This is a genomic window from Lentilactobacillus kribbianus (genome assembly GCF_013184075.1).
GTDB classification, from domain to species: domain Bacteria; phylum Bacillota; class Bacilli; order Lactobacillales; family Lactobacillaceae; genus Lentilactobacillus; species Lentilactobacillus kribbianus.
In genome coordinates this window covers 416,649-435,591 of sequence record NZ_JABEQQ010000001.1, presented here as the reverse complement: position 1 = coordinate 435,591, position 18,943 = coordinate 416,649, and the positions used below count along the sequence as shown (strand labels likewise).

19 protein-coding genes and 1 pseudogene are annotated in these 18,943 nt (G+C 39.2%); 12 read left to right on the top strand and 8 right to left on the bottom strand.

Features of this window, described 5'->3' with window-relative positions; genetic code table 11:
• Positions 1-65: 65 nt before the first annotated feature.
• The gene (locus HII32_RS02335) at positions 66-776 is read left to right on the top strand and encodes an MIP family channel protein (RefSeq protein WP_172187905.1); all 711 of its coding nucleotides are present in this window, start codon (positions 66-68) and stop codon (positions 774-776) included.
• 62 nt (positions 777-838) lie between these two features.
• Here the strand turns inward: HII32_RS02335 and HII32_RS02330 are convergent, their stop codons facing one another.
• Both HII32_RS02330 and HII32_RS02325 read right to left on the bottom strand, forming a co-directional pair.
• The gene (locus HII32_RS02330) at positions 839-2,119 is read right to left on the bottom strand and encodes a cation:dicarboxylate symporter family transporter (protein ID WP_172187903.1); all 1,281 of its coding nucleotides are present in this window, start codon (positions 2,117-2,119) and stop codon (positions 839-841) included.
• Between the two features lie 146 nt (positions 2,120-2,265).
• A complete protein-coding gene (locus HII32_RS02325; protein ID WP_172187901.1) occupies positions 2,266-3,003 on the bottom strand; it encodes an SDR family oxidoreductase in 738 nt (245 codons plus the stop codon).
• 97 nt (positions 3,004-3,100) lie between these two features.
• Between HII32_RS02325 and HII32_RS02320 the strand changes: the two genes are divergently transcribed.
• The 4 genes from HII32_RS02320 (at position 3,101) to HII32_RS02305 (ending at position 6,067) form a co-directional block, all read left to right on the top strand.
• Positions 3,101-3,550, top strand: a complete 450-nt coding sequence (locus tag HII32_RS02320) for a MerR family transcriptional regulator (protein ID WP_281355377.1) — start codon at positions 3,101-3,103, stop codon at positions 3,548-3,550.
• A 186-nt stretch (positions 3,551-3,736) separates the two neighbouring features.
• Positions 3,737-3,913 (top strand): hypothetical protein, encoded by a 177-nt coding sequence (locus HII32_RS02315; protein ID WP_172187898.1) that lies wholly within the window; start codon positions 3,737-3,739, stop codon positions 3,911-3,913.
• A 66-nt stretch (positions 3,914-3,979) separates the two neighbouring features.
• Complete coding sequence (locus HII32_RS02310) at positions 3,980-5,032, top strand: LPXTG cell wall anchor domain-containing protein (RefSeq protein WP_172187896.1); 1,053 nt, start codon at positions 3,980-3,982, stop codon at positions 5,030-5,032.
• Between the two features lie 213 nt (positions 5,033-5,245).
• Positions 5,246-6,067 (top strand): Cof-type HAD-IIB family hydrolase, encoded by an 822-nt coding sequence (locus HII32_RS02305; protein ID WP_172187894.1) that lies wholly within the window; start codon positions 5,246-5,248, stop codon positions 6,065-6,067.
• Positions 6,068-6,270: 203 nt separating this feature from the next.
• On the opposite strand, the gene HII32_RS07790 is transcribed toward HII32_RS02305, so the two are convergent.
• From HII32_RS07790 to HII32_RS02295, 3 genes and pseudogenes are all read right to left on the bottom strand, one after another.
• Positions 6,271-6,948 (bottom strand): ABC transporter ATP-binding protein, encoded by a 678-nt coding sequence (locus HII32_RS07790; RefSeq protein ID WP_343034659.1) that lies wholly within the window; start codon positions 6,946-6,948, stop codon positions 6,271-6,273.
• A 189-nt stretch (positions 6,949-7,137) separates the two neighbouring features.
• A pseudogene (locus tag HII32_RS07785) lies at positions 7,138-7,968 on the bottom strand (ABC transporter transmembrane domain-containing protein); the annotation flags it as partial.
• A gap of 94 nt (positions 7,969-8,062) precedes the next feature.
• The gene (locus tag HII32_RS02295) at positions 8,063-8,611 is read right to left on the bottom strand and encodes a MarR family winged helix-turn-helix transcriptional regulator (protein ID WP_172187893.1); all 549 of its coding nucleotides are present in this window, start codon (positions 8,609-8,611) and stop codon (positions 8,063-8,065) included.
• A 222-nt stretch (positions 8,612-8,833) separates the two neighbouring features.
• Here HII32_RS02295 and HII32_RS02290 point away from each other — a divergent pair, with 222 nt between their 5' ends.
• Together HII32_RS02290 and HII32_RS02285 are read left to right on the top strand one after the other, a co-directional pair.
• Entirely contained in the window at positions 8,834-9,244 is a 411-nt protein-coding gene (locus HII32_RS02290) for a DUF697 domain-containing protein (protein WP_172187891.1), read from the top strand.
• A 109-nt stretch (positions 9,245-9,353) separates the two neighbouring features.
• Complete coding sequence (locus HII32_RS02285; RefSeq protein WP_172187889.1) at positions 9,354-11,159, top strand: hypothetical protein; 1,806 nt, start codon at positions 9,354-9,356, stop codon at positions 11,157-11,159.
• Positions 11,160-11,191: 32 nt separating this feature from the next.
• On the opposite strand, the gene HII32_RS02280 is transcribed toward HII32_RS02285, so the two are convergent.
• A complete protein-coding gene (locus HII32_RS02280) occupies positions 11,192-12,601 on the bottom strand; it encodes a C69 family dipeptidase (protein ID WP_172187887.1) in 1,410 nt (469 codons plus the stop codon).
• A 141-nt stretch (positions 12,602-12,742) separates the two neighbouring features.
• On the bottom strand, positions 12,743-13,807 hold the full coding sequence (locus HII32_RS02275) for an aldose epimerase family protein (RefSeq protein WP_172187886.1): 1,065 nt from the start codon (positions 13,805-13,807) through the stop codon (positions 12,743-12,745).
• 217 nt (positions 13,808-14,024) lie between these two features.
• On the opposite strand from HII32_RS02275, the gene HII32_RS02270 reads away from it, so the two are divergent.
• Both HII32_RS02270 and HII32_RS02265 read left to right on the top strand, forming a co-directional pair.
• Positions 14,025-15,785 (top strand): ABC transporter ATP-binding protein, encoded by a 1,761-nt coding sequence (locus HII32_RS02270; protein WP_172188751.1) that lies wholly within the window; start codon positions 14,025-14,027, stop codon positions 15,783-15,785.
• A gap of 11 nt (positions 15,786-15,796) precedes the next feature.
• Complete coding sequence (locus HII32_RS02265) at positions 15,797-16,336, top strand: MarR family winged helix-turn-helix transcriptional regulator (RefSeq protein ID WP_172187884.1); 540 nt, start codon at positions 15,797-15,799, stop codon at positions 16,334-16,336.
• Between the two features lie 46 nt (positions 16,337-16,382).
• On the opposite strand, the gene HII32_RS02260 is transcribed toward HII32_RS02265, so the two are convergent.
• Positions 16,383-16,793 carry a peptide deformylase gene (locus tag HII32_RS02260; RefSeq protein WP_172187882.1) on the bottom strand — a complete coding sequence of 137 codons (411 nt, stop codon included), beginning with the start codon at positions 16,791-16,793 and terminating at the stop codon, positions 16,383-16,385.
• Between the two features lie 159 nt (positions 16,794-16,952).
• Between HII32_RS02260 and HII32_RS02255 the strand changes: the two genes are divergently transcribed.
• The 3 genes from HII32_RS02255 to HII32_RS02245 are packed head-to-tail and all read left to right on the top strand — an operon-like array spanning position 16,953 to position 18,939.
• Positions 16,953-17,837, top strand: a complete 885-nt coding sequence (locus HII32_RS02255) for a PfkB family carbohydrate kinase (protein WP_172187880.1) — start codon at positions 16,953-16,955, stop codon at positions 17,835-17,837.
• Complete coding sequence (locus HII32_RS02250) at positions 17,837-18,415, top strand: TIGR01440 family protein (RefSeq protein WP_172187878.1); 579 nt, start codon at positions 17,837-17,839, stop codon at positions 18,413-18,415. The genes HII32_RS02255 and HII32_RS02250 overlap by 1 nt, the downstream gene beginning before the upstream one ends.
• Positions 18,416-18,417: 2 nt before the next feature.
• Positions 18,418-18,939 carry an ECF transporter S component gene (locus HII32_RS02245; RefSeq protein ID WP_172187876.1) on the top strand — a complete coding sequence of 174 codons (522 nt, stop codon included), beginning with the start codon at positions 18,418-18,420 and terminating at the stop codon, positions 18,937-18,939.
• Positions 18,940-18,943: the final 4 nt, after the last annotated feature.

Genomic DNA, 18,943 nt, shown 5'->3' with positions numbered 1-18,943 from the left:
ATTAGGGTAAATATGCTAATATAAAGGGTATTATAACGCTTACAAAGAAAATAAAGGATGTGAACGTGGTGAATGGATTTACCGGTGAATTTTTAGGAACAATGGTTTTAATTTTATTTGGAACGGCCACTAGTGCTGGGATTAATTTGAAAAAAACGTATGGTAGTCAAGGTGATTGGTTATACGTCAGTTTGGCGTGGGGCATCGCCGTAACCATGGGTGTTTATGTGGCAGCCATGTTTGGTACCCAAGGTCACTTAAATCCCGCAGTGACGATTGCGTATGCTTTATTTGGCTTATTTCCTTGGGGACAGGTACTTCCTTATATTATCGGGCAATTTTTAGGGGCCATGGTGGGAGCTGCGGTGGCGGCTTTCATGTTCATTCCGCAATTTAAAGCAACTACTAGTCAAGAAGGTAATGGCGTTGGTATTTTTGCTACTCGTCCCGCTATTTATGCGCCGTTTTATAATTTTATGTCAGAAGTAATTGCGACGTTTGCCTTTATTTTTGTGCTATTGAACTTGGGTGATTTCACCACGGGATTGAAGCCGCTAATTGTTGGTTTGGTAATTACCGTTGTTGGGATTGGTTTGGGAACGACTACTGGTTTCGCGTTAAATCCTGCCCGTGATTGGGGTCCACGTTTGGTATATACTCTCTTACCTTTACCTAATAAACAATCATCCGCAGAATGGAACTACGCTTGGATTCCAATGTGTGGTCCTATCGTTGGGGCTATTTTAGCTACGGGCTTAGAAGCACTTCTTAAATAATTAACCGAAGAAAAAAGGTTGTAACAAACTTTAAGTTTGTTACAACCTATTTTTTAATGAATTTATTTTAAATCCAATTCTTTTAAATAAGCTTCGTATTTAGTTTCATCAAATTCGTGTTCTGCTTTTCCCATAATAATGGCAGCTAAGGAATTTCCCACCACGTTAACGGCGGTTCTACCCATATCGACAATCCGATCAATTCCGGCAATAAAGGTTAAGCCGGCCATTGGAACGCCGATAGTAGCTACAGTAGCTAGTAGGACCACAAAGGAAGCTCCCGGCACTCCAGCCATACCTTTAGAAGTAATCATTAAAACCACTAGAAGGGTAATTTGTTGGCCGATACTCAAATGAATATGGTAGGCCTGAGCTAAAAATAAAGCTCCCATTGCTTGGTAAATGGCGGAACCATCTAGATTAAATGTATATCCGGTGGGAATAACAAATGAAACGATTCCCTGACTAACTCCGTATTTTTGCATTTTGTTCATCATATTGGGTAATGCGGCTTCTGAACTAGCAGTCGTAAAGGCCAAAATGATTTCGTTTTTAATTACTTTTAATAGCGTGAAAAATTCAATGTGATGCATTTTAGCAACGATACCCAAAACAACTATTACGAAAAAGATCATTGCAGCGTAAGTTAGTAAAATGAAGTAGCCTAGTGGTGCTAAGGCTTTTAGACCCATTTCAGCAACCGTTACCCCAATTAAAGCACAAACTCCAATAGGGGCCAAGCGCATCACCCAGTTGGTAATTTTAAACATTACTTCTTGAATGGCAGTTAACCCATCTACTAGAATTTGACCTTCTTTACCAATTGCGGTGATACCAAGGCCAAATAGGACGGAAAAGAAGATAACGGGCATCATATTACCTTCAGAGAGTGATTGAAAAATATTTTTGGGGATGATATTCATAATCGTCCCCCAAAGACCACTAGATTCCTTGGCCGTTTTGGCGGTAGCCATGTATTGACTAATATCGGTACTGTGCAAACTATTGATGTCAATATAGGTGCCGGGATGAAAAATGTTAGCAAATAACATGCCGACTACTAGGGCAACCGTGGTTAAGATTTCAAAATAAATCAATGTCTTAACGCCGACGCGACCTAATTCACCAATGTCGCCCATACCAGCGATTCCGACCGTTAAACAAGCGATAACAATTGGTAATACAATCATTTGGATCATGCTAATAAACATCGTTCCGATATTTTGCATGGTAGTAATGGCGGTTTTATTTTGGTAAAAAATCACGCCTAAAATGATTCCTAAAGCTAGCCCAATCATGATCTGCCAACCCAAGGTAATCCGCCAGTGTTTGACCTTTTTCATAGTAGTCTCTCCGTTTCTTAATGTTCGTTATTTATCTCGTATAGGTATTAATTATACAAGAGTAACCGTTAAGAAAACAGAATTAATTTGAAACGTTCTCATAAGAGCGATTGTAATGGTGAAAATAATGAGAAAACCGAACAAAATTAAGAATCTTGGCGGGTAGCCGCAATATCGATTTCACGGATGTTAACTTCTTGAGGCATATCATAAATGAACTTAACGGATTCAGCCACGTGAACGGGATCTAAAGTAATGCCACCCATGCTGTCTTTCCATTCTTGATAGCCATCAAGGGCTTCGTTATCAGTAACGTGAGTTAAAAGTTCAGTTTCTGCAGCGCCGGGAGCCACCATGGCAATCCGAACATTTTTATCAGAAACTTCTTCCCGGATGGTTTCACTAAGGCCGTGTACACCGAACTTAGAAGCCACATAGGCTGCATGGTTAACAAAGGTTTTCTTACCAGCTAATGATGACATGTTAATAATGGTACCATGCTGTCTTTTCATCATATCGTTTAACACGATTTGAGTCCCGTTTAACACACCCATAACGTTAGTATCTAACATGGTTTGCCATTCATTAGGATCTTGGCGCCAAACGTTACCTAACAGCATCACCCCGGCATTGTTAACCAGTAAGTCGGTTGGACCATATTGAGCTTCGGCATCTCTGATTACGGCTTCAAATTCATTTTTATCAGTTACGTCAGCCTTAGCTACCATAACGTTATCGAAGTTTAATGGTAGTTCTTTAACTTTTTCAACGCGGCGGGCAATTAGTAACATTGGGTAACCGTCTTTGTTAAATAGTTGGGCCATTTCGGCACCAAAGCCGGAACTAGCGCCAGTAATAACTACTAATGGTTTGGAATTATTCATAGTAAATTTCCCCTTTTTTATTTATATTGGATCAGCTACAATGTCAATATACAACCTGGAGCTAACTTCAGGTCAAGGAAAAAGAAGGAGAAATTTTTTGGCGTATAAAATAGGCGATATTGCAAAAAAAATGAACGTTTCGGTTGATACTATTCGTTATTATGATAAAGAAGGGTTGATGCCATTTATCGATCGTGATCAGGCGGGACGACGAGTGTTTAAAGAAAATGACATGAATTTCATTGAAGTGATTCAATGCATGAAACAATCTGGCATTCCCGTGAAAGATATTGGTACTTTTATTGATTGGTGTATGACCGGGGATAGCACGTTACAACAACGTTATGATTTTTTAGATGAGCATGAACAACAATTAGAGAGAGAAATTAATGAATTGCAGGCTAATCTTAATTTTTTGCGTTGGAAGAAATGGTATTACCAAACGGCCTTGGAAGCCGGGACGGAAGCTATCCATTTTATACCGGGAACACATGATGTGGATCCACATGAGCATGAACGTTATCAGCAGGAATTCAATAAGAAGTAAAAAGACTCAAATCGAATGGTTAGGGGTCTTTTTTATTGTTAAAGGGATAAAATATTATAGGTAGATAAAATTCTATTAATAACAATTTAATCATCGAGATGATGAAAAAATGATAAAACTTTTAATGACATTATTAATTATGAGTGTATAATCGGTTATGAAAAACGATGAAAGGCCTCATGAAAAATGAAAATAAAAACCCCCGCATTACTTACTGGAGCTTTCCTGCTTGTCAGCCTTAATGCTACCCCCCTAAAAGCCGTGGCTGATGTTGCTGTGGTGAATGATAGTGTTAGTCGAAGTGCTGATAGTATTAATATAAATTATATTGGTATTTATGTAGTAGATCTTGGAAATATTTAATCTAATCAAAGGGACGTTATTGCTAACCATAAATATACTGGTACAGTTACATTAAATTATTCCAACATGTCTACAAATTTTGATTTTACTAAATTAAAAATAACTAGCAGTCATCCGAATGCGGAATTAACGGTAAAAGAATACACGGTTAATCCTTGGAATAACGGTAATAGTGGTTCGATTACCTATCAAATTGAATTAGTTTTTACAGGAGATATTGGTGGTCAGTATCAAACTACGTTTACTACAAATTACAATTCAGAACCGATATCATTTAATTTTAATATTACATCCGAGGAATTCGAAGGTGGCGATAAACCGTCAGACCCCAATGGTGGTGACGAAGGCGGCAACAAGCCGTCAGACCCCAATGGTGGCGATGAAGGTGGCAACAAGCCGTCAGACCCCAATGGTGGCGATGAAGGTGGCAACAAGCCGTCAGACCCCGATGGTGGTGACGAAGGTGGCGATAAACCGTCAGACCCCAACGGTGGTGACGAAGGTGGCAACAAACCGTCAGATCCCAATGGTGTCGACGAAGGTGACAACAAGCCGTCAGATCCCAATGGTGTCGACGAAGGTGACAACAAGCCGTCAGATCCCAATGGTGGCGATGAAGGTGGCAATAAACCATCAGATCCCAACGGTGGTGACGAAGGCGGCAATAAACCGTCAGACCCCAATGGTGGCGATGAAAGTGGCAACAAGCCGTCAGACCCCGATGGTGGTGACGAAGGCGGCGATAAACCGTCAGACCCCAACGGTGGCGATGAAGGTGGCGATAAATCCTCAGACCCCAACGAAAACGATCAAGATGGGGTAACCCCTACTGATCCTAACCATGATTCGAATCAAGGTAACCATGAGGATCCCACTGACGTAACCCCCATCGATCCAGTTCAAAAACCAGCAAATGGTTTAACGAAAACTAACAAAACGAAGAATACTACTAAGCAACCAGCCGTTACTCAGGCTAGAGTAGCGACTAACGTGGTCAATAAACAAAGTACCCTTCCACAAACTAGCGAACAAAAGCAAATGAATGTATCATACCTGGGTATGGCTTTATTAGCCTTGCTCGGCTCAGTATGGTATTTTGGAAAAACGAAAAGACAGTAATTTTTCAATAAGTAAAGGCACTCAAGCTGACAATTAGTTTGAGTGCCTTTTTATTTAAAACCGTCATTTATGAAAAAGATAACTAATAACGGTATATTATTATAAACATTAAACAATTATGATTTTGAGAAAAGCGCTATCAAAATGATCGGATTTAACCTATTATTTAAGTAACCAAGGAATCCGAACTTTTAACAGAAATGGGGTTTTTATTTGACAATTAAGATGATTGTAACGGATATGGATGGGACCTTTTTAAACGATCAAGATGGCTATAATCTAGCTCATTTTGAACAAGTATATCAACGGATTCAAGCTAAGGGCATCAAATTCGTGGTAGCCAGTGGCTCACAATACCAACGATTACAGAATCAATTTGATGCTATTCGGCAAACAATTGACTTCATTTCGCAAAACGGCGCGGTTATTCATAGTGGCAATCGCTTGGTTGATTTTGATGAAATTGACCCCCAAGATTTAGCGCAAACCCTTAACATTATTAACAATCAATTTGCAACGGATACTATTTTGCAACACACGATTTCGGGAGTTAAACGAACTTATGTGGATAGTCAAACACCCGCCGAAGTGATTGATATTGTCAAACGTTACTATAATGCAGTCCAATTGGTGGATGATTTTGCTCATTTATCTAACGAAAAAGTAGACGATCATTTGACCAAAGTGGGGGTTACTTTTGCTAGCGATAACTTTGCACAAAACGTCAAAATGTTGCGCAATGATTTACCACAAACTTTGATGAGCCAAAATTCTGGTTTCAATACGGAACTAATTGGTAACGTTGGGGTTAATAAGGAAACGGCCATTCAAAAATTGCAACAACGCTATAACATCGCTAACGATGAAATCGCGACGTTTGGTGATGACGAAAATGATTTAGAAATGTTGACGATGACCCCATATGGATTTGCGATGCCAACGGCGGCACCAATCGTTAAAGCCCAAGTAACCCAAACCACGGTTGCCGGCAATAATGATGATGGGGTTTTAAAAACAATTGATGAATTAATTTAAATATGCGGAGAAATTGTTCCGCTCTTTTCTGAAAAAATCGTTGAATAGTTCGGTCATAAGACTACTATCCAACGATTTTTTTGCGCTGTTTACCAGTTGGATCGCACTAAAAAACGTGCTCCCAAAACAAATTTATCCGTTAATTACAAAAAGTTCAATAGCGTCATAGCTGACGAACTATTGAACTTTTTTAGATTACCCTCTTAATCCTTAAATTGTTCCGCCACGTATTGACGATACAAATCATGATCTTTTAATAATTCTTGGTGCGTTCCTTGCCCAGTAATAGTTCCATTTTCGATAAAAATAATCTTATCAGCATCCACAATAGTGGAGAGACGATGAGCAATGACCAAGGTGGTTCGGTTAGCCATCAAATTATTGAGCGCTTTTTGCACCATTTCTTCAGATTGACTATCCAAACTGGCAGTGGCTTCATCAAGCATCAAAATTTTAGGATTACGCAAGAAGGCGCGAGCGATAGCTAAACGTTGGCGTTGACCACCAGAAATTTTAATCCCACGTTCACCAACTTCGGTGTCTAAAGTGTCAGGCATCTCTTTTACAAATTGATCGGCAAACGCTAATTTTAAAACTTGCCACAAGTCGTCATCACTAACTTCTTTATCAAGTCCAAAGGTTAAATTATCGCGAATGGTGCCAGCAAACATAGCACTATCTTGGGAGACATAGCCAATTTGTTCTCGCCATGATCTCAAAGAAACATCGGTTAAATCATGATCACCAATTCTAATATGGCCGGTATCTGGTTGATAAAAGCGTTCTAACAAACTAAAGAGCGTTGATTTACCAGAACCACTAGGCCCAGCAAAAGCCACAATGGAATTAGGATGAGCATCAAAAGTAATATTTTTAAGCACTTGATGTTCTAAATCATAACCAAAACTCACATCGTCGACACTAATGGTTAAGCCGGAAACATCCACTATTTCACCAGCTTCTAGTTGTTCTTCTGGTTGTTCTAAAATATCTTCCAAGCGGGCAGTTGCTCCCTTAGTTTTTTGTAATTGAGTGAAAAATTGAGAGAATTGGGTTGCAGGAGCAATTATTTGGAATAAATATAGTAAAAAGGCAACCAAGGTACCGATAGTGAGGGTACCTTGTTGAACACGAATACCACCATAACCAATCACTGAGACCAAGATGGCCATCATAGTTAACAACATCAATGGTTGAATGATCGCGAATACTTTAGATTCTTGCACTCCGGTGGCAAACAAGCGATCAATAGCCAAATCACCTTGATCAATTTCAGTTTGTTCACCATTAGAGGACTTAATTAACCGAGATTCACCCAACGATTCAGTCGTGGTACTGTTGAATTCTGCGGTTTGACGTTGCATTCGAATTGAAATGGTTCGCATAGCGTTACCAATAGGCACCATGATTAAACCTAAAATAGGAACGGCCACAATAACAATAAGGGTCATTTTCCAATCCATAAAGAATAAAACAGCGATAGCACCAATCATTGATACGATGCCACTAACAAATTAAGGTAATTGGTCAGCCACGAGGGATTTAACAACCGTGGTGTCATTAGTTAAACGACTGGCGGTATCACCAACTTTGTGATCATCAAAATATTTGACTTTGAGTAACATAATTTTATCCCAAACCAATTTACGTAAATTGGCCACGGTTTGTTCACCCATGTAACCCATCATAAAACTAGAAATGGCACCGGTAGCCGCTTGAATTAAGAAAGCGGCAATAATTACGCCGATGAAACCCATATTCATATTTTTAATGGAAGAGCCATCAATAAGGGTTTTAGTAAACATCGGAATAACTAAACTAATACCGGTAGAAATCAGACTGATTAAAAAGCCGACAATTAAAATGACCAGGTTGGGTTTGGAACGGTTAAGTAAATTCATGAATTTATGCCAAGTAAAGTTGGCGTTTAAAGATTGATCTTCACCATGAAGAGAGTACGAATTGCGCATATTATTTACCTCGAGAATTTAATTTCTAAAAAAAGCGGTAAAAAAAGTCGTGGTGAGCTGAAAAACCGCGATCGCCGCCGAATGGGGATCTGAAGTCAGGATGTCTGAAGGGACCGAAATCATCGTCATCATCTGGTTGACCATCGTTAAGACCGGTGCGCATTTTTTGTAATAAGGTGGTTAATTCAATAATTTCTGCTTCAGTTAATCCAGCGGTTAGATCGGTCGCCATTTCATCAAAATTAGTAGGATTAGTTTTAGCGGCTGCTGCTTTACCGGCTTCGGTTAACTTAATAATAGTAATTCGGCGATCATCAGGGTCGTTGCTACGTTCAATCAAACCCTTACTTTCTAGTTTTTTTAAGAGTTCACTAGTGGAGGAAGGGCGAATGTCGAGTAGTTCACTGAGTTCACTTTGAGTTAAATGACCGTCTCGTTGTGACAAAATCCAAAGGACACGATTTTGGCTGTTAAAGTGAAAATGAAAATGACGACCATTATGCTTACGAATAGAGTTCATGGTTTGAAAGAGAGTTTGTAATAATTCTTTAGCTGTATTTGGGTTATTATCCATGGTAAAATCTCCTATATTTATTTTTCAAATTATGATTCATAAATTAATTAGGTGCCTAACAGTTTCTAAAGTATACACGCTATTTTTTAAATAACAAGCATTTTATTTTGGTACCTAACTATTTTTGGGAATGAGCTTCATCTAATCGCGGTTAAACTACTTCAGGTTAGGAATATGGTAAAATAAAAGTATCCAGGCAACATTTTAGAGGAGGTATGCAGGATGGTGAAAAAAGAGGCCCAAGTTGCGATTCATTCAGCCGCAACGGCTGCCGCTGCAGTAGCGGTCACCCCAATTCCATTTGCTGATGCAGCATTATTGATTCCGATTCAAACAGTAATGATTGCCAAAATCTACCATGCTTATGGCGAACGTATTTCTGAAGGAGCCATTAAAGGGGCTTTATCAGCCACTACTGCTTCTAGTATTGGTAAAGGAATCGTGGGCAATGTGTTTAAGTTAATTCCGGGACTAGGAACAGTGGCGGGAGCCGTCTTAACTGGCAGTACCGCGGTAGCAATAACTGAAGGCTTGGGATTTGCAATTGCTAATGCCTTTGAAAATGATGATATTGATAATTCAGATGATTTAATGAAAATAATTAAACAATATTTGAGTAATTTTGGTAAATAAAAGGGTAGCCGGTGGGCTATCCTTTTTGGTTATACAGGCCACCAAAAAATAGATAATGGTATGTTATAATTAAGGAAAAGTTTATCTAATAATTAGAGAGAGTATAAATATGAAAAACATAACTAAAAAAACGATGATTTATGGCAGCTTGTTATTATTTCCCATCTTAATGCTATTGCCGTTAATGACCACGCACCACTATTTACTGCAAAACGATATGTGGTTTCATATTGCTCGAATTACGGAATTAAGGGAAAGTATGCAGCACGGTGGGTTAGCTACTTTGGGGAGTATCTATACGTTTGGGAATGCGGGGCAATTAATTAAGGGGATGTATCCGACTGAAATATTGACTTTTTTAGTCGGACTGACTAATAAGTTATCCCGAATTGATCAAATTTATGCCATTGTATTTCTTATTTTAACCTCGGTTAATATCAGTAATTACGCGGCTTTTTGTAAAATGAAATTGAATTCCTTACAAGCAGCGATGGCAGCTAATGTAATTACCTTCACGGTGGTATTTTTTGAAGTAATGCGATCGGGACAGTTAATGTTAGGCATTGTGTTTATTGTCTTTCCGTGGGTATTTTACGGATTATGGCTATTACAAGTGCAAGCCAATAATAAACGCGCCTGGCTTTATATTGGTTTAGGAGTTGGGGTTACCTTATTAATTCACATTGTTAGTGCTATTATCGTGGCTCTTTTCGTGGTGATTATGGCAATAATTGATTTGGCGACTGGTCATAATAACTGGTTGGAATACGTTAAGGCCGCTGGGGTTAGCTTAGTAATTGGCTTAGTAACCATTACTAAGATCTTAGTGTTTAGTCCGCATATTATTACGGTAGCTCCTGTGCAGACGATTCATATCGGAACGATTGCCGATATTTTTTCGCCGTTGGTGGGGGGCAACAGTTCTTATTTCATGATTATGCCGATTACGATGATTACTTTTACTTATTGTCTACTTACAATTCGGCGGCAAGATAATCAGTTCGCGTTAAGGTTAGCGGCTATTGTAGTGACCTTTATGGGAACCTCAATTGGATACACTGCTGCCTTTAAATGGGTTCAGTTTCCTCAACGTTTCTTTATTTATGGGTTGGCCTTAACTATTTTCGTGATGCTAGTAACCTTGCGCGGTCAATATCGCAATTTGATTTATGTAGGGTTAGCTGGCTTTGTACTATTAGAAGGATCCGACTTAGCTTTAAATGCGCGTCAATTAATTAAATTAAGTCCCACCTGGTCGGCAACGCAAACCCATAAATTTAAGGATAATCGATTAAGTGTCGATGAGGTGGGCTTGCAGCAACCGCAATTTAGTAATTTTCGAACTTACGTAGACTATATGCCAAAACAACAGCAAGCTACGATGAATAAAATGAATATTGAAAAACAAACGTTGAATTTATTGGGCCGTAACTTTAGTAATCGTTTTGGGAAATCGACATATTCTAGTAAAGAAATGGATGATGTTAATCAGGCTCATTCAGTTCGCCTAACCGGCTTTAGTAGTAAAGCTATTCAACGTGATTTGACGAAGCGAAATGACTTTGGTCAATCTAAAGTGAAACCAGTTAATCCGGTTACGACGTTAACGGTAAAACAACGAACGGTTAATATGGCTGTTAAAGTACCTAAAGCCGGGCAGTATGACTTACCTTACTGGGGTTATCGCAATATTCCGTATCAAATAAAAATTAATCAACAAACTCAACCTTTAAAAATATCTGAGCAAGGCCGACTTAGTGTTACCTTAAAGGCCGGCGCTAACCGAGTAGCGATTACCCAAAAACTACCATGGTGGTATATCTTTACCTTAATCATCAGTATAGGATCATTAGTAGCCAGCTTAACTTACCTAAGTGTTACGTGGTTTCAAAACCGTAAAAAAACAACGAACTGAATTTAATCAGTTCGTTGTTTTTATTTGTTGAATTAGTCATTTAATTGGAATTTTAATTTCATTTCTGGTTCACCAAAGGCTAACATACGACCAAGTAAGTGGTTAGCATTTTTTTGGTAAAGGGTCGCCATTTGGTTGTTGATATCCATTAAGTAAGCTGAAACATCATCATGATCAGCAAAGTGTTGGTCAGCTTCTAGTTGAAGGTGACGGCAATCGGCAACGGTCTTTTGTTCGAAAATGTTTTCTTCATCTTCATAAAGAGCGAAGTTGCTATCACCTAACAAAGCCATGATGTTAGTTAACCAATAGATGTTATTAGGATTTAATTCGCCAGTAGTATTTTTGTAGTTTTCTGGGACGTCGACTACGTTAGCGTAGAAAGGAACCACAGCATTAAAGGTATTGGGACCAAAGGCTAACCAGTGAATACCAGCAATGGCTGCTGGGACATCATTACGAATTTGTAAGATGTGTAATTCTTGGTTTCGGTTAATGCCGATGGGGCGGAATAATTTTTTCTCAGCAGGAGTGCCAAGGGTACCATAAACATCATATTTAGTGTTTTGGTAGTGAGAACTCAAGACCCACTTGACGTCTTCCACACTAATTTTTTTAGATGAATGGCAAATAAAAGGTAGATCTTGGTCCAAAGGATCCTGTTGAATTTCAGGATTGAAGTATTTTTGACCATACCAAGCCCGGGGGTTGTTGTAGCGGGTATCTTTGATAGTAGCACTACCAAAAATGTGACGTAAATTAACATCGTCAGTATCTGGACTTAAGTGGTATTTTTCAATTAGATCGAGTAAATCAGCAGCAAACATAGTGTCATTTGAATTAAAGTCAAAATGAGTAATGTTGAAGCGATTAGGAGCAATGACATACGCATCATCAGGAATCTTGATGGCAGCCCAGTGGTGACCAGCAATAGATTCGAAGTACCAGACTTCGTCCTTATCAGAAAAGGCCATACCGTTGGTTTCGTAAGTACCGTATTCTTCAATTAAAGCGCCGAGTCGTTTAACCCCTTCTCTAGCAGAGTGAATATAAGGCAAAACAATTGTTGTGAAATCTTCTTCACCAAGACCATCTTCCACTAAGGGATCAATACCTAAAATACGAGCATTAGTGGTAATAGTTTCAGTTGCAGTCATAGCAACATTATCACTGTTAATTCCTGCACCAGCCCAGATACCGTGACCATCAGTAGCATCAGGAGTAGCGGTGTAGCGCATTGGATCATCAGGCAAATCCATTGCTACCTTACTTAACACAGCTTGGTAGTGGCGGGGTTGTTCATCTGGATTGACGACAACAAATTTTTGGGGGTTTAGTGGACCCGCACCGTCTTCGTTTCGAGAAATAATGGTTGAGCCGTCAGTAGTGGCAGCTTTACCAACCAAAATGGTGGTACAAGAACCTTTTATCCGTTTCATCATTAAATCACTCATCCTTTTATGTGTTTGTTACATTGTAAATCAATCCCTAGTAAAATGCTAATGAATTATTAGAAAAATTCACATAATGATATTTTTATACAAAAAACGCTCATCTTGAATAGATGAACGTTAACGGTTAATTTAGAATTCAATACGGTAATCAATAGTAGCGGTTTTTGTCTCACCCTTGGTTAAAATAACGTCGGCCGGACCGAATTCAGTGAATCTGGTTGCATCGGGAAGCGTTTGGGCTTCAAGAGCCACTCCTTCATAAGGTTGGCCCGTGCCATTGGTTTTAATAAAATTCATGTTTTCTTTAGTAAATGAATTAGCGGTAAAGACTACTAAACCATTACGATCGGAATCAACAATTACCCGTCGGCCGGTTGCCGGATCACTCAAGGTAGCGATTTGGCGACCGTGAGCACTAGCATTAATTTTGAAGATATCGTCAAACCCTTTTTCAGCAGTATTTTGCATTGCAGTAATAGCGTCACCTAAGCGCGTGGGCTTCCGAAAATCAAATGGTGTATCGGTAACTTCGATCAGTTCACCGGTTGGAATTTTTTCATCGTCAAATGCTAAGTGAGTATCAGCATCTACTTGGAGTTCTTGGTTCAAAATAGTGGCGTCATCACCTAGGTTGAAGTAAGTATGATAAGTAGGGTTAAAGACCGTATCAGCACTCAAAGCGGTGGCTTTAAAACTGATATTAACGATATTGTCTTCGGTTAATTGATAAGTAATTGTGACATCTAAATCACTGGGAAAACCGTCTTCAGCGGATTTTTGCACCCGGTGAAAAATAATCGTTGGTACGCCGTTATTCTCACCAATACTGCCATCCCAAACATGGGTGTTAAAACCATGCGGTCCCCCATGTAAATTGTTATTACCTTCATTAGGTTGAATCTTATAAGTCTCATTATTCAATAGTAGTTCACTATTTTTGATGCGGCCGGCCGTACGCCCAATCGCCATGGAAACATAAAAAGGGTTGGCGAGATAGTCTGCTGAATTGGGATAATTAAGGACCAAATTAGCCGTGCCACCGTCTTTAGTGGGAACTAAAATCTCATAGAGAGTGGCCCCCATACTAATTGCGGATACGGTGACGCCGTTAGCGTTAGTGAGTGAATATTTATTAACGGTGTGACCTTCGTAGGTATCAAAAAAGTGAGTAGTTGCGGTAATTGTATTTGGCATTATCCATTCTCCTGATTGCAATCGTTTTCATTAATTTTAATTCATTCCGGCATGGATGTAAATTAGTAGATCAGATATTTGATTATGAGCTCATTGATTGACTTTTAAGCAGTAAGTAGGTAATATACCATTTAGTTAGTTTTTATTTAGTTAAACTAACTAAAATGAAATATTGATTTATCCAACTCATCATAAAGAATGGAAAGGATGGGATGAAATGCAACAACTGAAACTAGAAAATAAAGCTAGCACCAAAGAAATGCTGCACTTTGTATTTAACCGAGTGCTAAAACAAAAATGGATTTTAGCGGTTAATATCTTGGCACTTACCTTGATTACGGCGCTTCAATTTGTCATGCCTCAATTTGAAAAAACGATTATTGATAAAGTGATTCCAATGAAGGATCTACGCTGGTTATCTTTAATGATTGGAGGCCTATTGTTGACGGCCGTTGTTTTGGGCTTACTTAATTATTTTTCCTCATATTATATGGGGGTTATGAGTCAATCAGCGATCACAGAACTAAGAGATGACTTATATCATGATCTTTTGGCTCAAGATACCGCCTTTTTTGAATCCAGCAAGACAGGGGATTTAATGGTTCGCTTAACCAGTGATATTAATAATTTGCAGAGTATGATTTCTGCTAACATGTTATCCATGATTGGTAATCTCTTTACCTTCGTGGGGGTGTTAGTGTTTATTTTTATCGTTAACTGGCAAATGGCATTGGCAGTAACCGTGACTTTTCCACTGATGTTTGTTATTTACCGGGTTTTTCGTGATCGAATTCACGCTGCCTATAAAGCGGCTCGTCTGTCACAGACCAAAATGTCCAACCAGATGCAAAATACACTGACTCAAATTGATTTAATTAAGAGTTATACCAACGAAGACTTGGCACAATCAGAATTTAACGCGGTATCAGAACAAAACCGGCAAGATATGATTAAAGCTACTCAAAATGGTGCTATATTTTCACCATTAATCGATGGTGTGAACTACTTACAAGTGGCCATTATTTTGGCCTTGGGGGCTTATTTTGTGATGCAAAAAACGTTAACCGTAGGGGATCTAGTCGCCTACTTAACCTATGTGGCGATGTTACAAGCACCAATTCAATCGTTTACGCGGTTATTAAATCAAATTCAGCAAGCGTTAGTTTCATACAGTCGTATTAATGAAATTACCCAAGCTAAACCGACTATTTTAGAACCAGCTCATCCGGTTGCTTTTCCTAAAGCACCATTGGGATTGAAATTAGACCAGGTCAACTTTAGTTACTTAGGTGATAATAAGATGCCAACTATTAAGGATGTTTCATTTACCGTTCCAGCTGGGAAAACGACGGCACTAGTTGGTCACTCTGGTTCTGGTAAATCTACCATTACCAAATTAATTGATCGAATGTATGATATTGATAGTGGTCGCATTACAATTAATGATTTAAACATTGGTGATTTTCGATTAGAGGACTTACGGCGCCACATCGCGATTGTTTCGCAAGATTTATTTATTTTAGACGGAACCCTTAGAGATAACGTGGTTTATGCTAAACCAGAAGCAACCGACCAAGAAGTCCACGAAGTTCTGCGCTTAGCTGATTTAGAGGCGTTTGTGACTAGTCTTCCGGCAGGCTTAGATACGCAGGTGGGTGAACGTGGCGTTAAGCTTTCTGGTGGTCAAAAACAACGGTTATCTATTGCGCGGGCTTTATTGAAAAATGCACCGATTGTTATTTTAGATGAAGCAACGGCTAGTTTAGATAATGAGGCCGAAAAACAAATTCAACATGCCTTGGATAATTTAACCGAAACTAGAACAACGATTGTAATTGCCCACCGCTTATCCACGGTCTATAATGCTGACCAAATTGTAGTCATTGATGATGGTCAGGTCGTGGAAAAGGGGACGCATCAATCATTGTTAGATAAAAATGGGGCTTATGCTAAGTTATACCAAGCTCAATTTGATTAAAAGGAGATAACATGACCCAAACTACGCAAAAATTAATGCAACTATTTAGCCAAATTAACCATCAACCATTAATGGCTAAACGAACGCGGCACCACCATGGCGATTCGATCAAAAGTGGGCGGGGCCCACAACGACTATTACGATTATTAAGTCATAACGATGGTCTAACTAATGCTGAAATTGCAGAACTATTAGATATTCGTCCCAGTTCAGTCAGTGCCGGAATTAAACAATTAGAAGCTAATCAATTGGCAGTACGGCAAACTAGTCCAGTGGATAAACGGGTTTCTAGTGTTCATTTAACGGCTAAAGGGCAGCAGCTGATGAATGATTGGCAAAATATTCATAATGAAGTAACCGAAAAGATATTCGCTAATCTCAGCGAAACGGAACAGACAGAACTGGTAACTTTACTGACTAAAATGAATGTCAATTTAGAACAGTTAGAAACCACAGAAGATCCGGAATTACAACACCTCCACCAACAGATTCATGATTTAACCGTCCAAATGGGGGAGAATAATCAACAGCACCATGATCATTGCAAATAAAAAAATCTTTTTCAAATAGCCAAAGGACTATTTGGAAAAGCTTTTTTTAGATAACGATGCCATCACAGTGATCAATTTCATGTTGAATAATTTGGGCACTGAAACCGGTAAAAGTTTGAGTTTGGGTTTGAAATTGTTCATTGCGGTAGTTAACGGTAATGGTTTCAAACCGATTTGTGGGGCGTTCACCAATTAATGATAGACAACCTTCTTGAGTACGATAAGGTTTAGCTTGCTTGGTAATGACCGGATTTAACATCACTAACGTTAAGGGACCAATTTCGGCAATGATGATGCGTTTATTGACCCCAATCATGTTAGCTGCCATCCCAACACACTCGGCTTGGTGGGCTTTAAGGGTATCACGTAAATCTTGACACGTTGACTGATCTAATGCAGTAGCTGGTTGAGCAACTTGATTAAGTTGTAAGGGATTGGTAACGATGGGTTTTATCATGAAGGACTCCTTTAAATATCGCAATTTCAACCTATTATAGCGCGAAATGAAACTGAGGTTCTAGGTAAAATTTAAATCAAGGTGGTAAACAAAAGTTAGCGGTTTCTTTCGCAGTATGATTGTTCTATAATGTAAGTAAGTGAAATTAATTTTGGATTAATGGATAATAAATTAAGAAGGTGGTCGGTTAATATCACAAAAAAGAATCAACCAGTTACTCTCTTAATGGAGGACCTATCCGCAGTTGGCAACATTTCCATCACGGCCGCATTACCTATCTTGGCCGCTTTTGGTCACCAGGTATTACCACTACCGACGATGATGTTGTCAGCTCAAACGGAAGGGTTTGGTCAACCGGCCCGACTAGATACCAATCCGTGGTTACAACAAACTGCAAAGCATTGGCAAAGCCTACCAACTATGAAGATTGATGTAGCTCTAATTGGTTATGTTGGTAAGGTAGCAACTGTTAAATCAGTAGCTAAATTTTTAACTACTTGGTCACCAACCCTCACGGTAATCGATCCAGTGATTGGTGACGAAGGTAAGATGTATCCGACGCTTGATGATGATTATATGGATCATTTGGCGCATTTGTTACCGTTAGCTAACGTTATTACTCCTAACGCTACAGAACTATCTCTTTTTAGTGGGGTAACGTTTGCAAAGGAACCAACAGACGCCGAATTACTAGCAGCGTTAACTAAGTTGCAACGGCAATTGCCAAACACTACCATTGTGGTAACTGGGGTCAAGCGTGGCGACCAAATTGGTTGTTGCTGGCTTGAGCAAAAAACTAGCAAGTTAGCTCAGTATTTTGTACCATATATTCCCCGACATTTCAGTGGGGCTGGTGACGTTTTTGTGGCGATTTTAACGGGTTACTTGACCGCTCAAATATCAATTAGTGACGCGGTTACAACTACCATGAATGACTTGGTAAAAGCCATGCGGATTACAGCTGATTTAGGGTATATGTCGGGATTAAATTTGGTTTCGATTTTAAACACAATTACAACAACACAATTGGAGGATGATGAATAATGGAACTTACAGATATTGAGGCAGATCTTAGAAAAGTTTTAGACAATTATTTTGATTTAGTAGAATTTCCTGATGATGGATTATTCGTTGTTGGTTGCAGTACTAGTATGATTTTGGGTAAGTGGATGAGTACTGATTCCAGCTTACCAGTTGGTGAATTGTTGTATAAAGTTTTAAATGAATACGCTAATAAATACCACTTCGACCTAGCTATTCAAGGTTGCGAACACATTAATCGTTCCTTGATTATGAAGCGTTCAACTGCAGTTAAGCACAACTTCGAACAAGTATCCGTAGTACCAGCTATGCACGCTGGTGGAGCTTTATCAGTTGCTGCTTATGAAGCTTTGGATGATCCCGTTGAAGTTGAACATATTGTAGCTGATGGCGGAATCGATATTGGTGGTACCGAAATTGGGATGCACGTGCGTTTCGTTCAAGTTCCAGTTCGTTTGACTGCTAATGAAATTGGTGACGCTCACGTTGTGGCTTTAAAGACTCGTCCTAAATTAGTTGGTGGTATCCGGGCACTTTATGATTTCACTGATAAAAATGTGGATCCTAATCGGAGAGGTTAATAATGAAAAATAACGCGCAACAAGAAAAAATGCATAAACCAAATCAATTACAGCAAATGGTTTTCGCTGCGGTTTTAATCGCTGTTAACGTTGTGGTTAGTCGGGTTTTTATTATTCCCGTTCCCATGACACACGGTTATTTGAATCTATGTGATGCGATTATCCTAGCTGCTGCCGTAATCATGGGCCCACGGTGGGGGGCTGCAATTGGTGGTCTGAGCGGTTTTCTTCTTGATTTATTAGCCGGATATGGTCAGTACATGATTTTTTCATTAATCGTTCATGGACTAGAAGGCTTTATCGCGGGTTATGCGCGAACCAGTAACAAACTAATTCAAATTTTGATTTTGCTGATTTCAGCGTTGGTAATGGTGGCCGGTTATTGGGCCGTAGATAGTATTTTATACACTCCAGCGGCCGGATTAGCTGGCGTAGTACCTAACTTGTTCCAAGGACTAGCAGGGGTAGCGGTGGCTTTAGTGCTATTACCAATTGCTCGTAAATCGCTTAATCGAAACAATTAGATCT

Bases quoted from the DNA above. Each gene is read 5' to 3' on its own strand.
- HII32_RS02330 (WP_172187903.1), bottom strand. From the start codon at position 2,119: ATGAAAAAGGTCAAACACTGGCGGATTACCTTGGGTTGGCAGATCATG.
- HII32_RS02325 (WP_172187901.1), bottom strand. From the start codon at position 3,003: ATGAATAATTCCAAACCATTAGTAGTTATTACTGGCGCTAGTTCCGGC.
- HII32_RS02315 (WP_172187898.1), top strand. From the start codon at position 3,737: ATGAAAATAAAAACCCCCGCATTACTTACTGGAGCTTTCCTGCTTGTC.
- HII32_RS02310 (WP_172187896.1), top strand. From the start codon at position 3,980: ATGTCTACAAATTTTGATTTTACTAAATTAAAAATAACTAGCAGTCAT.
- HII32_RS02295 (WP_172187893.1), bottom strand. From the start codon at position 8,611: ATGGATAATAACCCAAATACAGCTAAAGAATTATTACAAACTCTCTTT.
- HII32_RS02290 (WP_172187891.1), top strand. From the start codon at position 8,834: ATGGTGAAAAAAGAGGCCCAAGTTGCGATTCATTCAGCCGCAACGGCT.
- HII32_RS02285 (WP_172187889.1), top strand. From the start codon at position 9,354: ATGAAAAACATAACTAAAAAAACGATGATTTATGGCAGCTTGTTATTA.
- HII32_RS02280 (WP_172187887.1), bottom strand. From the start codon at position 12,601: ATGATGAAACGGATAAAAGGTTCTTGTACCACCATTTTGGTTGGTAAA.
- HII32_RS02275 (WP_172187886.1), bottom strand. From the start codon at position 13,807: ATGCCAAATACAATTACCGCAACTACTCACTTTTTTGATACCTACGAA.
- HII32_RS02270 (WP_172188751.1), top strand. From the start codon at position 14,025: ATGCAACAACTGAAACTAGAAAATAAAGCTAGCACCAAAGAAATGCTG.
- HII32_RS02265 (WP_172187884.1), top strand. From the start codon at position 15,797: ATGACCCAAACTACGCAAAAATTAATGCAACTATTTAGCCAAATTAAC.
- HII32_RS02260 (WP_172187882.1), bottom strand. From the start codon at position 16,793: ATGATAAAACCCATCGTTACCAATCCCTTACAACTTAATCAAGTTGCT.
- HII32_RS02255 (WP_172187880.1), top strand. From the start codon at position 16,953: ATGGATAATAAATTAAGAAGGTGGTCGGTTAATATCACAAAAAAGAAT.
- HII32_RS02250 (WP_172187878.1), top strand. From the start codon at position 17,837: ATGGAACTTACAGATATTGAGGCAGATCTTAGAAAAGTTTTAGACAAT.
- HII32_RS02245 (WP_172187876.1), top strand. From the start codon at position 18,418: ATGAAAAATAACGCGCAACAAGAAAAAATGCATAAACCAAATCAATTA.